The 15,688-nt window shown below is 55.1% G+C and carries 8 protein-coding genes; 5 read left to right on the top strand and 3 right to left on the bottom strand.

Annotated elements, in window-relative coordinates; all coding sequences use genetic code 11:
• Positions 1–58 precede the first annotated feature (58 nt).
• Positions 59–1,084 (bottom strand): 50S ribosomal protein L11 methyltransferase, encoded by a 1,026-nt coding sequence (locus tag BQ8290_RS07850; RefSeq protein WP_108789077.1) that lies wholly within the window; start codon positions 1,082–1,084, stop codon positions 59–61.
• Positions 1,085–1,500: 416 nt separating this feature from the next.
• On the opposite strand from BQ8290_RS07850, the gene rpoB reads away from it, so the two are divergent.
• The 3 genes from rpoB (at position 1,501) to BQ8290_RS07835 (ending at position 10,672) form a co-directional block, all read left to right on the top strand.
• Entirely contained in the window at positions 1,501–5,700 is a 4,200-nt protein-coding gene (gene rpoB, locus BQ8290_RS07845; protein WP_108789075.1) for a DNA-directed RNA polymerase subunit beta, read from the top strand.
• 75 nt (positions 5,701–5,775) lie between these two features.
• On the top strand, positions 5,776–10,056 hold the full coding sequence (rpoC, locus tag BQ8290_RS07840; RefSeq protein ID WP_108789073.1) for a DNA-directed RNA polymerase subunit beta': 4,281 nt from the start codon (positions 5,776–5,778) through the stop codon (positions 10,054–10,056).
• Between the two features lie 175 nt (positions 10,057–10,231).
• The gene (locus BQ8290_RS07835; RefSeq protein ID WP_108789071.1) at positions 10,232–10,672 is read left to right on the top strand and encodes a DNA-directed RNA polymerase subunit beta'; all 441 of its coding nucleotides are present in this window, start codon (positions 10,232–10,234) and stop codon (positions 10,670–10,672) included.
• Positions 10,673–10,693: 21 nt separating this feature from the next.
• Here BQ8290_RS07835 and BQ8290_RS07830 read toward each other — a convergent pair whose 3' ends face one another.
• A complete protein-coding gene (locus BQ8290_RS07830; protein WP_337661214.1) occupies positions 10,694–12,259 on the bottom strand; it encodes a hypothetical protein in 1,566 nt (521 codons plus the stop codon).
• A gap of 113 nt (positions 12,260–12,372) precedes the next feature.
• Between BQ8290_RS07830 and gltX the strand changes: the two genes are divergently transcribed.
• The gene (gltX, locus tag BQ8290_RS07825; protein ID WP_108789067.1) at positions 12,373–13,710 is read left to right on the top strand and encodes a glutamate--tRNA ligase; all 1,338 of its coding nucleotides are present in this window, start codon (positions 12,373–12,375) and stop codon (positions 13,708–13,710) included.
• 101 nt (positions 13,711–13,811) lie between these two features.
• Here the strand turns inward: gltX and pyk are convergent, their stop codons facing one another.
• Positions 13,812–15,311, bottom strand: coding sequence for a pyruvate kinase (gene pyk, locus BQ8290_RS07820; protein ID WP_108789065.1), 1,500 nt, complete (start codon positions 15,309–15,311; stop codon positions 13,812–13,814).
• A 64-nt stretch (positions 15,312–15,375) separates the two neighbouring features.
• On the opposite strand from pyk, the gene BQ8290_RS07815 reads away from it, so the two are divergent.
• Entirely contained in the window at positions 15,376–15,687 is a 312-nt protein-coding gene (locus tag BQ8290_RS07815) for a DUF1244 domain-containing protein (protein ID WP_108789063.1), read from the top strand.
• Position 15,688 lies beyond the last annotated feature (1 nt).

Below are 15,688 nucleotides of genomic sequence, written 5' to 3'. Positions count from 1 at the left end.
ACATGTAAGAATTGAGTCCAAACACATTGTGAAATTTTTCTGATCGATCTCCGGCCAATCAGGCCGCACTGTCATCCCAGATCAGGATTTCGTTGGAATTGTGCGCACAACCGACTCGCACAATATCGCCCGGTTTCGTGTCACGAGGCTCGGCGAACGGTTCAAACCGAACCGACCAATGGTGGCGCTTATCCGCGCCGGGGCAATTTTCGTAATGGATATCGGTATCGAGCTCGATTTTCATCCAATACAACACGCCGCTGACTCTTCCTCCTTGCGATGTGAGGGAGGTTACTGTGCGGTCTCGCATAACGATCGGCGTATCGGGCAGTGTTTCGATATCGCACAAAGTTGCACTGGGTCCGCGTTGATACCGGATCGCGTCGATCGGATCGATTAGGGCGTGATAATTGAGTTGGCGTTCGAGCAATGACAGATCAAACCCGGATACATCCCCGATTGGATCGCTCAGATTGCAATCGGCCAACGCCCCCATGACCGATACTTTTGGAGGCAAAAAGATGGCTCCGGGTAGGGTAAGTTCCCGTTGAGCATGGGCCATCGATTGCAAAAGGGATTCACCGATGATGTTGGCCGTGTACAATTCCGAAAGGACGCAATCGACACCGCCATCCAAATCTTGATCCTTATCAAGATCAAGCGAGTAGGCGTTCAAAACAGTGATCGCGTCTGACATCCCGTTATGGGCAACAATGTCACGCGCCAAATCGGCTTTGTTCGCGTTCACTTCACATGCGTAGACATGCTCAGCGCCGGCGCGCACCGCCATCATCGCCAACAAACCGGTGCCTGTGCCGATGTCTAAGATCCGCCGACCCTTTGCATGTCGATTGATCATCGCAAGATAGGCATCATTGCGAGGTTGATCGGCCAACATCAAACGGTGGTATGTATGCACTTTGTGCGACAAGAACATGCGCGCAACCGCTATCATTTCTGGGTTGTGCGGTTGTTCGGACAGGGCCTGTTTCGCAAGGGCGATCGCTTGCCCGCCATTGCCGTTGTCGCGCAGGACCGAGCAGAAGGCAAAAAGCTCTTGAGGATCATCAAACATCGATTTCATGGCTGGCCCGTGTGCAATGTGTCGCTGAATTGAGAACCGGTTACCCCTGTCCTGATATCCCGTCAATTTGGCCTCACCGCTTTCATGGCCCTTGCCATCAAACCGCCAGACACAAGAACAGTGTCAAGTGCACGGCGTAATGGGTTTGACAGCGCGCAGGTGAATTCCTACATGGCCCTCACAAGCTAGCTTCGAGCCGGACTGATTCATGCGCGGGAATCAGGCCAAGAATGGAAGCGGCGCTTTGCCATATTCGCGACTGAAACACGCTGCAGCTAAGGCATGCCCGATTGGGTGTGCCTGGGTTTGCGGCGCTTTTGCGTCGGATATGGGTTCGGTCTCGCGTGACGAACATTGATTAATCGGCAAACGGGATTCTCCCCGGGCGCACACCAATAAAGAGGCATATCTCTTCCATGGCAACTCAGGCTCCTACGAAGCGTAAGGTCCGCAGCCGCAAGGCACAGGGCACCGCGAAGAAGCGTATCCGCAAAATTTTCGGCGACATCCACGAAGTCGTCCAAATGCCGAACCTGATCGAGGTTCAGCGCGAGAGCTACGAACAATTCCTGCGCTCTGATAAAGAGAGCGGCTATGTCTCTGGTCTGGAAAAAACGCTGCGCAGCGTTTTCCCGATCCGCGATTTTGCCGGCACCGCCGAACTCGATTTCGTTCACTACGAACTCGAAGAGCCAAAATACGATACAACGGAATGCCGCCAACGCGGCATCACATACGCAGCCCCAATGAAGGTGACGCTGCGCTTGATTGTGTTCGAAGTTGATCAGGAAACCGAAACGCGCTCGGTTCTCGATATCAAAGAGCAAGACGTTTACATGGGCGATATGCCGCTCATGACAGAGAACGGCACGTTCATCATCAACGGTACAGAGCGTGTGATCGTATCGCAGATGCACCGTTCACCGGGCGTTTTGTTCGATCACGATCGTGGCAAGACACACTCGTCGGGCAAACTCTTGTTCGCCGCTCGCGTCATTCCATATCGCGGCAGCTGGCTCGACTTTGAATTCGACGCCAAAGACATCGTGAACGTCCGCATCGACCGAAAGCGTAAATTGCCGGTCACGGCGCTTCTTTACGCGTTGGGTCTCGATAGCGAAGGCATCCTGCATCACTTCTACGACACGATGACGTGGGAGCGTGCCAAGGACGGCTGGAAAATCCCATTCGTCGCAGAACAATGGCGTGGTCAAAAGCCAGCATTCGCTTTGGTAGACGCGAAGACTGGTGAGGAAATTTTCGCCGCTGGTCAGAAGATCAGCCCGCGCGCCGCTAACAAGGCTGCGAAGGATGGTCTGACCGATCTACTGCTTCCAACCGAAGAGGTCGTGAGCCGCTATGCTGCGTATGACCTAATCGATGAAAGCACTGGCCGCATCTATATCGAAGCGGGCGACGAGATCACTCTCGAGCATGTCGAAACCTTCGACAATGCTGGTATCGACAAGCTTGATTTGCTCGACATCGATGAAATCAACACCGGTCCTTGGATCCGCAACACGTTGAAGGTCGACAAGGCCGAAAACCGTGATGAAGGCCTAGAGGCGATTTACAAGGTTATGCGTCCGGGCGAACCGCCCACCAAGGAAACTGCAGACGCTTTGTTCGAAGGCCTGTTCTTCGATGGAGAACGCTACGACCTTTCCGCGGTTGGCCGCGTTAAATTGAATATGCGTCTTGAATTGGATGCGGAAGACACCGTGACCACATTGCGCAAGGAAGACATCCTTGCTGTGGTCAAGGAACTCGTCGGCTTGAAAGACGGCAAAGGCGAGGTTGACGATATCGACAACCTCGGCAATCGCCGCGTCCGTTCCGTTGGTGAATTGCTTGAGAACCAATACCGCGTCGGTCTGCTCCGCATGGAGCGCGCCGTTAAAGAGCGTATGTCGAGCGTCGACGTTTCGACCGTCATGCCGAACGATCTGATCAACGCTAAGCCTGCGGTTGCTGCGGTGCGTGAATTCTTTGGCTCATCACAGCTTTCGCAGTTCATGGACCAAACCAACCCGCTTTCCGAAGTGACGCATAAGCGCCGCGTTTCGGCGCTTGGCCCAGGTGGTCTGACGCGTGAACGCGCTGGCTTTGAAGTCCGCGACGTTCACCCAACCCACTATGGTCGTATCTGCCCGATTGAGACGCCTGAGGGTCCGAACATCGGCCTGATCAACTCGCTGGCATCGTTCAGTCGGGTGAACAAATACGGTTTCATCGAAACGCCATATCGCACGGTGAAAGACAATCATGTCACCGGCGACGTGAAATACCTTTCTGCGATGGAAGAGCAAAAGCACACCGTGGCGCAGGCTTCGGCTGAGCTGAACGATGACGGCACTTTTGTTGAAGAGTTGATCTCTGCCCGTCAGGCTGGCGACAACTTGATGGCTCCTAGTGAGCAGGTCACTTTGATGGATGTTTCTCCGAAACAGCTTGTTTCGGTTGCTGCGTCGCTCATCCCGTTCTTGGAAAACGATGACGCCAACCGCGCATTGATGGGATCGAACATGCAACGTCAGGCTGTGCCGCTTGTGAAAGCAGAGGCACCGTGGGTCGGGACAGGCATGGAAGAAACCGTGGCGCGCGATTCAGGCGCTGCGATTGCGGCCAAGCGTGGCGGTATCGTCGATCAGGTCGACGCGACCCGTATCGTTATCCGTGCGCAAGGTGATGTCGAAGCGGGTCAATCCGGCGTCGACATTTACACGCTTCAGAAATTCCAACGTTCCAACCAGAACACCTGCATCAACCAGCGTCCGCTGGTGAAAGTTGGTGAGACGATTGAGCCCGGCGATATTATTGCCGATGGTCCTTCGACTGATCTGGGTGAATTGGCGCTGGGCAAAAACAGCCTCGTCGCGTTTATGCCGTGGAACGGTTACAACTATGAGGATAGTATCCTCATTTCCGAGCGTATCGTGAAAGACGATGTCTTCACCTCGATTCACATTGATGAATTCGAAGTGATGGCCCGTGATACCAAGCTTGGTCCTGAGGACATCACGCGCGACATTCCTAATGTCGGTGAAGAAGCGCTCCGCAATCTCGATGAGGCGGGTATCGTCTATATCGGTGCCGAAGTGCATCCGGGTGATATTCTCGTCGGTAAGATCACGCCAAAGGGTGAAAGCCCGATGACGCCAGAAGAAAAGCTTCTGCGCGCTATCTTTGGTGAGAAAGCATCGGATGTTCGCGATACGTCGCTGCGTCTGCCACCGGGTGTTGCTGGTACTATCGTCGAAGTCCGTGTGTTCAACCGCCACGGTATTGAGATCGATGATCGTACCCGTGCGATTCAGAACGAGGAAATCGAACGCCTCCGCAAGGACAGCGCCGACGAACGCAACATTCTCAACCGGGCGACGTACAACCGTCTGCGTGACATGTTGCTGGGCCAAACCGCTTCTGCCGCTCCAAAGGGATTGAAGAAGGGTGCTGAAATCACCGCTGAAATCCTGAGTGAAGTCGAGCGCCACGAATGGTTTAAATTCGCGGTCGCCGACGACAATCGTCAGGCGCAGCTCGAAGCGATCAAGTCACAGTATGACGAGAGCGCCGGCATGATCGATGCCAAATTCGAAGATCGGAAAGAGAAGCTTGAGCGCGGTGATGAACTCGCGCCTGGTGTTCTTAAGATGGTCAAAGTCTTTGTCGCGGTGAAGCGTAAGCTGCAGCCGGGCGATAAGATGGCTGGCCGTCACGGTAACAAAGGTGTGATTTCACGCATCTTGCCGGTCGAAGACATGCCATTCCTCGAAGATGGTACGGCGGTTGACCTCGTATTGAACCCGCTGGGCGTGCCTTCGCGGATGAACGTGGGTCAGATTTTTGAAACCCATCTCGGCTTTGCCGCACGTGGGCTGGGCATGGATATCGCGGATAAGCTCGAAGAGTGGAAACGCGACAATCCAAACGCCGCCGAAGACTACGCAGATGCGAAACCTCCCGAAGCGGTCGTTGATCGTCTGAAGGACGTTTACGGTGAGCAATATTTCGAAGACCTCGAAAGCCGCTCAACCGCCGGGATCGTTGATCTTGCGCAAAACCTCGCCGCAGGTGTTCCAATGGGTACGCCAGTGTTTGATGGCGCGCGTGAGCCCGACGTGTCGGATATGCTCGTGAAGGCCGGTATCGACAGCTCTGGCCAATCGACATTGTACGATGGCCGCACTGGCGATGCGTTTGACCGTAAGGTGACCGTGGGCATTATCTACATGCTCAAACTGCACCACTTGGTTGACGATAAGATCCACGCCCGTTCGATCGGTCCATACTCGCTCGTCACGCAGCAGCCGCTGGGTGGTAAAGCGCAGTTCGGCGGACAGCGCTTTGGTGAGATGGAGGTCTGGGCGCTGCAAGCCTACGGCGCCGCTTACACCTTGCAAGAAATGCTCACCGTGAAATCGGATGACGTTGTCGGACGGACCAAGGTCTACGAAGCCATCGTTAAAGGTGACGACACCTTCGAGGCAGGCATTCCAGAGAGCTTCAACGTTCTCGTGAAGGAAATGCGCTCGCTGGGCATGAACGTCGAACTCAAGTCTTTGTCGGATGGCGAAGAAGACGATGACGGCTTTGGCGCGATTGCGGCGGAATAGGTGAGCGGGCGCCGCGACGGCGGCGCCCCTCTCTTCCCGCTCTTTGGAAATTCATCCCCTAAAGGGAACTAAGTCATGAACGAACTGACCAAATTCACCAACCAGCTGGCTAAGCCGGAAACCTTTGACCAGATCCAAATTGGGATCGCATCGCCAGAGCGTATCCGCAGCTGGTCTTTCGGCGAGATCAAAAAGCCGGAAACCATCAACTACCGCACGTTCAAGCCTGAGCGTGATGGCCTGTTCTGTGCCCGCATCTTTGGTCCGGTAAAGGACTACGAATGCCTGTGCGGCAAGTACAAGCGGATGAAGTACAAAGGCGTCGTTTGCGAAAAATGCGGCGTTGAAGTCACCGTTACCAAAGTGCGCCGTGAGCGCATGGGCCACATCGAATTGGCTGCACCTGTTGCACACATCTGGTATCTAAAGTCACTGCCTTCGCGCATCGGTCTTCTGCTCGACATTCAGTTGAAACAGCTTGAGCGCATCCTCTATTTCGAAAGCTATGTTGTCATTGAGCCGGGCCTGACCCCGCTTGAGAAATTCCAACTGCTGACCGAAGACGAACTGCTCGAAGCGCAAGACGAATACGGTGAAGACGCTTTCTCCGCTGATATCGGCGCTGAGGCGGTTAAGGTCATGCTGATGGATCTCGATCTGGAGCAAGAGCGCGACGATCTGATGGAGGAGTTGGCGACGACCAAGTCAACGCTGAAACCGAAGAAGATCATCAAACGTTTGAAGGTCGTCGAAAGCTTCATCGATTCGGGCAACCGCCCTGAATGGATGATCCTCGAAGTGATCCCAGTGATCCCACCTGAGCTGCGCCCGTTGGTGCCGTTGGATGGAGGTCGTTTCGCGACGTCAGATCTCAATGACCTCTATCGCCGTGTGATCAACCGGAACAACCGTTTGAAGCGTCTGATCGAACTGCGCGCGCCGGACATCATTGTTCGGAACGAGAAGCGTATGCTTCAAGAAGCCGTCGATGCTCTGTTTGACAACGGCCGCCGCGGCCGGGTTATCACCGGTGCGAACAAGCGTCCGTTGAAATCCTTGTCCGACATGCTGAAGGGTAAGCAAGGCCGCTTCCGTCAGAACCTTCTTGGTAAGCGTGTCGATTATTCGGGTCGCTCGGTCATCGTGACCGGCCCAGAATTGAAACTGCATCAATGCGGTCTGCCAAAGAAAATGGCGCTCGAACTGTTCAAACCGTTCATCTACGCACGTCTCGACGCAAAAGGTCTTTCGATGACCTTGAAGCAAGCGAAAAAGTGGGTTGAGAAAGAGCGCAAGGAAGTTTGGGACATCCTCGACGAAGTGATCCGCGAGCACCCTGTTCTTTTGAACCGCGCGCCAACGCTTCACCGTCTTGGCATTCAGGCGTTTGAGCCTGTCTTGATCGAAGGTAAAGCGATTCAGCTTCACCCGCTGGTCTGTTCTGCGTTCAACGCCGACTTTGATGGTGACCAAATGGCGGTCCACGTGCCGCTGTCGCTCGAAGCGCAGCTTGAAGCGCGTGTTTTGATGATGTCGACCAACAACATCCTGTCGCCTGCCAATGGTAAGCCGATCATCGTTCCTTCACAGGATATGGTGCTGGGCATCTATTACCTTTCGATGGAACGTCAGGAAAAGACACCAGAATATCTTGAGAACGAAGACGGCACTAAGGTCGAGAAATTGCCACGCTTTGGCGATATGGCCGAAGTGCACCAAGCGCTCGAAACGAAAGCGGTTTCGCTCCACTCCAAAATCCTCGCCCGCGTTCCGCAGGCTGATGAGGACGGAAAGATCGTTCTTAAGCGTTTCGAAACGACGCCGGGCCGCATGCTTTTGGGCGAATGTCTGCCAAAGAACCACAAAGTTCCATTCGACATCATCAACCGCCTCCTGACTAAGAAGGACGTGGGCGACGTGATCGACGAAGTGTATCGTCACACCGGCCAAAAAGACACGGTTCTGTTCGCCGATGCGATCATGACCCTTGGCTTCCGCCACGCGTTTAAGGCCGGCATTTCCTTTGGTAAGGATGACATGATCATCCCTGATTCCAAGGAAGGTATGGTCGAAGAGACGAAGGCTTTGGTTGCTGACTATGAACAGCAATATCAAGACGGCCTGATCACCCAACAAGAAAAATACAATAAGGTGATCGACGCTTGGTCCAAATGTGGTGACCTTGTTGCCGACGCGATGATGGAAGAGATTAAGGCAACGCCGATCGACAAAGACGGCGTCGAAGCCCCGATCAACTCGATCTACATGATGAGCCACTCCGGTGCGCGTGGTAGCCCCGCGCAGATGAAGCAGCTTGCCGGTATGCGTGGTTTGATGGCCAAACCATCGGGTGAGATCATCGAAACACCGATTATCTCGAACTTTAAGGAAGGCCTGTCCGTCCTTGAATACTTCAACTCCACCCACGGCGCGCGTAAAGGTCTGGCCGATACCGCGCTTAAGACGGCGAACTCGGGTTACCTGACGCGCCGTTTGGTCGATGTGTCGCAAGACTGCACGATCGTGGTCGAAGATTGTAAGACTGAAAACGCGTTGGAAATGCGCGCCATCGTTCAAGGTGGTTCGGTTATCGCATCTTTGGGTGAGCGTATTCTTGGCCGCACAGTTGCCGAGGACATCGTCAATGCATCGACCGGCGAAGTGATCGTGAAAGCGGGCACTTTGATCGACGAGCCTATGGTTGTGGAAATCGAAGCGGCTGAAACTCAGTCTGCGAAAATCCGTTCGCCGCTGGTTTGTGAAGCCGATCAAGGCGTCTGCGGCACTTGCTATGGTCGTGATCTTGCTCGCGGTACGCCGGTAAACATCGGTGAAGCTGTTGGCGTTATCGCTGCTCAATCGATCGGTGAGCCGGGCACTCAGCTTACGATGCGGACATTCCACATCGGTGGTGCGGCCCAGCTCAACGAAACATCACACCTTGAATCGATCTCGGACGGTAAAGTCGAATTGCGCGACATGCCGACCATCACCGACAAGAAGGGCAACATTCTATCGCTTGCCCGGAATGGTGAAATTGCCGTGATCGATGCCGAAGGGCGCGAACGTGAGATGCACAAAGTGCCTTACGGTACTGTCATCAAGTTCAAGGACGGTGAGAAGGTCAAAGAAGGCGATCGTCTCGCCGAATGGGACCCGTTCACCTTGCCGATCATCACCGAACAATCTGGTGTCGTTCGGTACCAAGACCTGATCGAAGGTACGACGCTCGAAGAGCAAACCGATGACGCGACCGGCATTGCCCAACGCGTTGTGACAGAAAACCGGGCTACCGGGCGCAAGAAGAAAGAGGAACTGCGTCCGCGCATGACTCTCTTGGGTGAAGGTCAAACCGATGCGGATGAAACCGAAGCGCAGCGTTATATGCTGGCTCCGGGCACAACGCTTTCGGTGGAAGACGGTCAGACGGTCGAAGCCGGCGACATCCTCGCTCGCGCATCGCGCGAAGCTGCCAAGACGCGTGACATCACCGGTGGTTTGCCGCGCGTTGCTGAGCTGTTCGAAGCCCGCTTGCCAAAGGATATGTCGGTAATCGCTAAGATTTCCGGCAAGATCGAATTCGTTCGCGAATATAAAGCGAAACGCAAAATTGCGATCATTCCCGAGGAAGGTGATGCAGTCGAATACTTGATCCCCAAAACTAAGGTGATCGACGTGCAGGAAGGCGATTTCGTGAAGAAGGGTGACACCCTTATTTCCGGCGCGCCGAACCCGCACGACATCCTTGAAGTGATGGGCGTTGAGGCACTGGCTGAATATCTCGTCAACGAGATTCAGGAAGTGTACCGACTGCAAGGCGTGAAAATCAACGATAAGCACATCGAAGTGATCGTTCGCCAGATGCTGCAGAAAGTTGAGATCACCCATGGCGGCGACACGACATTGCTTCCGGGCGAACAAGTCGATCTGGCTGAAATGCTCGAAGTGAATGCAAAGCTGACGAAGTCCAAACAACCGGCCCAAGGCACGCCGATCTTGTTGGGCATCACCAAAGCATCTTTGCAAACACGCAGCTTTATCTCTGCCGCATCGTTCCAGGAAACGACCCGTGTTCTTACTCAGGCTTCTGTCGAAGGTAAGAAAGACACACTGATCGGTCTTAAAGAGAACGTGATCGTTGGCCGTCTCATCCCTGCCGGTACAGGCGCAGGCATGAACCGGATGCGCGTCACCGCCTCGAGCCGTGACGCCGCACTGAAGGCACAATGGAAGAAGCAACAAGAAAAGCTCGCTGCTGAAAATGCAGTGGAGCCGGAACCTGCTGCTGATCCAGTGTCGAGCGAAGATGCAATGAAGGCCGCAATGGGCGGCGGAGACGCTGCTCCGTCCGAGTAAAACCAAAGCGCTTTTAGCTTTCTAGACCCCGCCGCGACCCAGATAGGTCGCGGCGGGGTTTTTCGTACTGTCTCAGGAGCTGTCGGCTTCGCCAATAACTTCCAAATAGCTATTGCGAGGCGTTTGCATTAAGGGCATACAGGTTTTGTTGTCACTTTCGGACCACAGGATCCCTATGCCCCAAAATCACTCCGCAACCGCCCAATCGAAAGCCGTCATCGCCAAACTGGCGGAACCGCGCCGTATCGAAGGCCTTCATCCTATCGCTGCACGGTTTATCTATTCCTTGCGATTGATTGCGCTGCATGAACGCGCCCGCAGAGATCCTGTGCCCGAACTGGCATCTCGGTTGGGCAGCGTCGAAACCGCAGCGAAGTCGCTGGCCCTCGGCCATGCTATAAGCGCGACGTGGCCGGAGAATATCCACGTGTCGCGTTTCTGTTGTGCTTTGTTGAGCCACGATGAGGCAGCGATCGGTGCGTTGGTCGACAGCGCAGTCAATCGCGACAGAGCAGGCTTTGAGGGGGCCATTGAAGGGCTGATCCGGCCAGACCGTATACATCGGCTATGGGATGCTGTTTTGGGCCTCGTCGTTGCCGAAATGCGCGAACGGTAGCGAAGAGGCCCAAGAACGGGATCAGCGATTTCGGCGGCGTTCCCGTTGACGCAAACGCACAACGTCGCGCGTTGGGATGACTTCGCCCAATTCGGTTATAACTTCATCCGCAGGAATGAACGTAACCGCGTTGGCGCCCGGTTCCCCCCTATCAAAGAACCGCGCGAAGCCGACCGTCACAGGGCCGCCATAACCAGGCTGAGGCGTCGTCAACATAATGGTAAAGCCGTCTTTCTCCTGATGACGCGCTTGCAGCGCTGCGTGCAACACAATCGCGTCAAATGCGGATTGAATGTTGCCAGAAGCAACGATCGACCATTGGCCATCTTCATCGATTTCGTCCGCCATCATGCGACTGCGCTCAACCCGATGAGTGCGCCTCGCCCGATCCTCAAACTCATCAACTTTTGCGTAGCTAACGATTAAATCAAACAGATCATCATTCTCGGTGTCGCTCTGCAATTCCGCAGCCATCAGATTGTCATAGCGTTCCTGCCACATCTCATCCGCGGACATTGTGAGCGATCCAAACAACTCGTCCTCCTCGGCTCCCACTCGCAAAAGCCGGTTCGCTGCGAGGACACTCCCAAAGCTGGGCACGGTCCATTGTGATCGCGCGGCAAATGTTCGCCGTGCGATCGTCAGGTCACCGTCATTGGCCAGTTGCAGAACCGAAAACAGGTCAAGCAATTCGACGACCCGCGAACTGTTCTCCTCTGGCTGACCCTCTTGAATGCGGGTGTTCATATTGGACCGCGCCAGATCACCCCACGTGTTCGCTTGTTCCCAATCTCCGGCCAATGCATGGGCGATGGCGGCACGCGCATAGGGGACCGAACTACGCGGGCCTTCCCCAATCGAGTCCACCACTTCGATAAACGCTTCTGACACACGAGCGGAATCAGCAAAGCGCTCCACTTCATCAAGCCTGCTTGCATAGGTGACCAAGAAAGCGGGCATAATCTGTCCAGCCGTGCGGTTGCGAATTTCCGCTTCGGGCGACATGTCCTTTAGGAACCGACCAAAATCATCGGCATAAAGGCCCGGCACAAACGAATACCGCATCTCAGATATTCTTGAGAGCGAGATTTCTCGTGCGAGACTTGGGTTCCCCATGCGCAAATGCGCAGCGGCCGCAATGTTGTTGAACGACAGGCCCATTGAACGATCGAAATATGGATTGCCAACCAGCTCGCCGGCGGTTGCTTCTGCACGAGCAAGTTCAACATCGGCCAAAGCCGCTTCGTAATTCTTCGCTTCGATTTGGTGCAATGCGCGAGCCAAGATCAATGGCACGCGGCGTACCACGTTGCCTTCGCCGTCCTCTTCGTCGATCAATTGCGAACAGGCGGCCACCCCTTCTTCGGCGAAAAGACGTGCCTCGGCGTCAGGCGATTCCGGGGACGGCGCGAATAACCCCAGTAGCGTAATTGCCCCCAAAAATCGGGCGAATTGCTCGCCACCCGTCATGTTGTTCGGCTCACCATCGCATTTTAGGTAAAGCGATGGTTCCCGTTCGGCCGCTTGTACGACCCCTGCGTTCATCAAACCGGCGGCTACTACACCTGCTAAAGCTATATTTTTCATGAAGTTATGCGTCCCCTGAATTAGATTCGTAACCTAATTCGGCTAACTGCAATTCATCAAGCTTTTTTGTCTTACGCTTGCGACCCGGGCCCTTGCGCTTTACCGGGTGCGCCATGACCATCACCCGTTTTGCCCCTTCGCCCACTGGCCGACTGCATGTCGGCAATATCCGCACCGCTTTGCACAATTGGATGCTCGCCCAAAATTCTGGTGGGCAATTCGTTTTGCGCATCGACGATACGGATGCGGCACGCTCGAAAGAGGAATATGTCGATGCGATTCGAGCCGATCTAAAGTGGTTGGGAATCGAATCGACGCGCGAGGAACGCCAGTCGGAACGATTGGACCTTTATCAGGCTGCCTTTGAACGTTTACGTGAAGCAGGCCGCATCTATCCCGCCTATGAGACACAGCAGGAGCTGGAGCTAAAACGTAAGGTTCTGCTTGGCCGTGGTTTGCCGCCGATCTATGATCGTGGCGCGTTGGAATTGAGCGACGATGAACGCGCAGCCAAAGAGGCGGAAGGCATTCAACCGCATTGGCGCTTCAAGCTCGACCATGACGAACCGATTAGTTGGGAAGACGGCGTGCGCGGCGCCGCCAAGTTTTCCCCGGCACAGCTTTCTGATCCGGTGATCCGCCGTGCCGATGGCTCTTGGCTTTATATGTTGCCAAGCACGGTGGACGACATCGATATGGACATCACTCAAGTGCTGCGTGGCGAAGATCACGTGTCCAACACCGCGGTTCAAATCCAAATGTTTACAGCGCTTGGCGCGACGCCACCCAGCTTTGCACACGAAGCATTGTTGGTGGGGACCGAAGGCAAACTCTCCAAACGTCTTGGCTCGCTCGGCTGCGATGCGTTTCGCGAAAAGGGTATTGAACCTGAGGCTATCATTGCGCTGCTATCGCGCCTTGGCACGTCCCTGCCGGTCGAACCTATTGCCGAGCGTGCCAAATTGCTCGAAACATTCGACCTCTCCACATTTGGACGCGCGCCGGCCAAGTTTGACGACGCTGATCTTGATCGAATCAACACCGCCATCGTTCACAATATGGACTTTGCCGATGCGCGGGACCGGTTGCCAGAAGGCATGGATGAAGCGGGCTGGCATGCGGTGCGGCCCAACATTGCAACGATCAACGATGTTGCCGAATGGTGGCGGCTGGTCACTGGCCCGATTGAGCAACCCGAATTTGAGGCCGAAGATGCCGCCTATCTGGCGCAAGCTGGCGAAGCTCTTTCAGAGGCATTCGCATCCGGAGATGATCCATGGCGTGCGTTAACGTCAGCATTGAAATCCGCGACAGGACGCAAAGGTAAAACCCTGTTCCTGCCGCTGCGTCAGGCGTTAACCGGCATGAACCATGGGCCCGATATGGGTGAATTGCTGCCATTGATCGGCGAGGTCGAGGCACGCACGCGTTTGGGCAATGCGCAACCATAAACCGCCAACTGATTGGTTGGTTTCTGAGCGCATTGAGCTGATATCACGAAAGCGGATGGGGGATAGTTGACCGAGTTTTTCAGCTAGGCCTTTGTACGCTTTCACCCATCATGCTTGTCCAACTCATCACCTGTTAGCGTTACGACGTGGAGCAGGTTGGTCGCGCCGGGCGTACCAAACGGCACACCGGCCAACACAATCTGCTTTGACCCCGGTTGCCCGAAACCATGACGCAGGGCCATGCGTTTGCCCTTTGCGATCATCTCTTCGAAACTTCCGATATCTTTGGTCGGAACAGCATGCGCGCCCCAAAGGAGAGCCACGCGGCGGGCGGTGCGCATGCTGGGTGTGAGCACCAACATGGGCGTTGCCGGCCGTTCACGGGCCACGCGGCGGGCGGTCGAACCCGATGCTGTGAATACGGTGATCGCGCTAATCGGGACCGTTTCGGTGATCGTCATACAACTATGCGCAAGCGCGTCGGACGTGGTCGCATCCGGCGTCGGGTCTAGCAATCTGATGCGCTCTTTGTACCCATCGTCACGTTCCACTTGGCGCGTGATCCGGTGCATCATGGCAACGGATTCTTCGGGCCATTCTCCAGCTGCGCTCTCGGCGGACAACATCACGGCATCGGCGCCGTCATAAACCGCGTTCGCAACATCAGAAACCTCGGCGCGGGTGGGCATCGGGCTTTCGATCATGGATTCCAGCATTTGCGTTGCCACGATCACTGGCTTGCCCGCATTGCGGCTGGCGGCGACGATGCGTTTTTGCAGCGGCGGCACTTCGTGTGGCTCCAGCTCAACACCCAGATCACCGCGTGCAACCATAATCCCGTCGGACAATTCAATGATGGAATCAAGACGGCCGACGGCCTGAGGTTTCTCAATTTTTGCGCACAATGCTGGCATGGATTGGCCGGTTGCATGCGCAGAAATAAGCTTGCGGGCCTCCGCCATATCTTCTGGCCGTTGAACAAAGGATAGCGCGATCCAATCCGCGCCGTGCTCAACGGCAAAAGCTAGGTCTCTACGATCTTTTTCGGTTAGGGCAGGGATCGGCACTTCGGCATCGGGAACGTTCACGCCCTTACGATCGGAAATCACGCCGCCGACTTCCGCAGAACAGAAGATCCGGTTTTCATCCGCTTCTTTGACCACAAGTCGAATTTTGCCGTCATTGATCAACAAACGTTGCCCGCGTTCAAGAATACCGAACAGTTCGGGATGGGGCAGGCACACTCGCGTTTCGTCTCCCGGCGTAGGGTCACGATCCAGCGTGAAATGCCCGGAGTGACGAATGACCGCGCTGCCGTCTTTGAATGTGCCGACGCGCAATTTGGGCCCTTGAAGGTCGGCTAGGATCGCGATCGGCCGGGCAAATTCCTGTTCCATGTCACGGATCGCGCGGATTGCTTGTTCATGATCGCCGTGATCCCCGTGGCTCATATTCACGCGGAACGCATCTGCGCCCGCTTTGAACAGTTTGCGCAGCATATCGGGAGAACGGCTAGCCGGACCAATAGTGGCGAGGATTTTCACCCGCCGGCCTCTTGGGTCCATGCGTGTGTCTAAGTTGGAATGATCGCTGTTTGTCATGCTGTCCTTGATCCCGTTTGCTCTGCTATGACACAGGAAGAATGCAACTCAAGGAAAAGCCAGAATGACACCCGAAATTGATCCTTTGGATACTCTAGATGATGCCGTCGCTGCAGCCGCGTTTCGCCGTTTGGTGCGCCATCTCCAACATCGCCATGATGCGCAGAATATCGATCTGATGGGGTTGTCGGGTTTTTGCCGGAATTGTTTGGCCGATTGGATCCGGGATGCTGGTTTCGAAGGGGGTAAAGCCCATGCGCGTGCGGTGATCCATGGCATGCCGATGGATGAATGGAAGGCGACCCGTCAAACACCGGCGACCGATGATCAGATCGCGGCGATGGAAGCAAGCGTTGCAAAGAACCGGAAAGAATAGC

This window comes from Erythrobacter sp. Alg231-14, assembly GCF_900149685.1.
GTDB lineage: Bacteria > Pseudomonadota > Alphaproteobacteria > Sphingomonadales > Sphingomonadaceae > Erythrobacter.
This window is presented reverse-complemented; position numbering and strand designations above follow the sequence as displayed.

Coding starts and splice junctions, on each gene's coding strand:
- BQ8290_RS07850 (WP_108789077.1), bottom strand. CDS start 1,084: ATGAAATCGATGTTTGATGATCCTCAAGAGCTTTTTGCCTTCTGCTCG.
- rpoB (WP_108789075.1), top strand. CDS start 1,501: ATGGCAACTCAGGCTCCTACGAAGCGTAAGGTCCGCAGCCGCAAGGCA.
- rpoC (WP_108789073.1), top strand. CDS start 5,776: ATGAACGAACTGACCAAATTCACCAACCAGCTGGCTAAGCCGGAAACC.
- BQ8290_RS07835 (WP_108789071.1), top strand. CDS start 10,232: ATGCCCCAAAATCACTCCGCAACCGCCCAATCGAAAGCCGTCATCGCC.
- BQ8290_RS07830 (WP_337661214.1), bottom strand. CDS start 12,259: ATGAAAAATATAGCTTTAGCAGGTGTAGTAGCCGCCGGTTTGATGAAC.
- gltX (WP_108789067.1), top strand. CDS start 12,373: ATGACCATCACCCGTTTTGCCCCTTCGCCCACTGGCCGACTGCATGTC.
- pyk (WP_108789065.1), bottom strand. CDS start 15,311: ATGACAAACAGCGATCATTCCAACTTAGACACACGCATGGACCCAAGA.
- BQ8290_RS07815 (WP_108789063.1), top strand. CDS start 15,376: ATGACACCCGAAATTGATCCTTTGGATACTCTAGATGATGCCGTCGCT.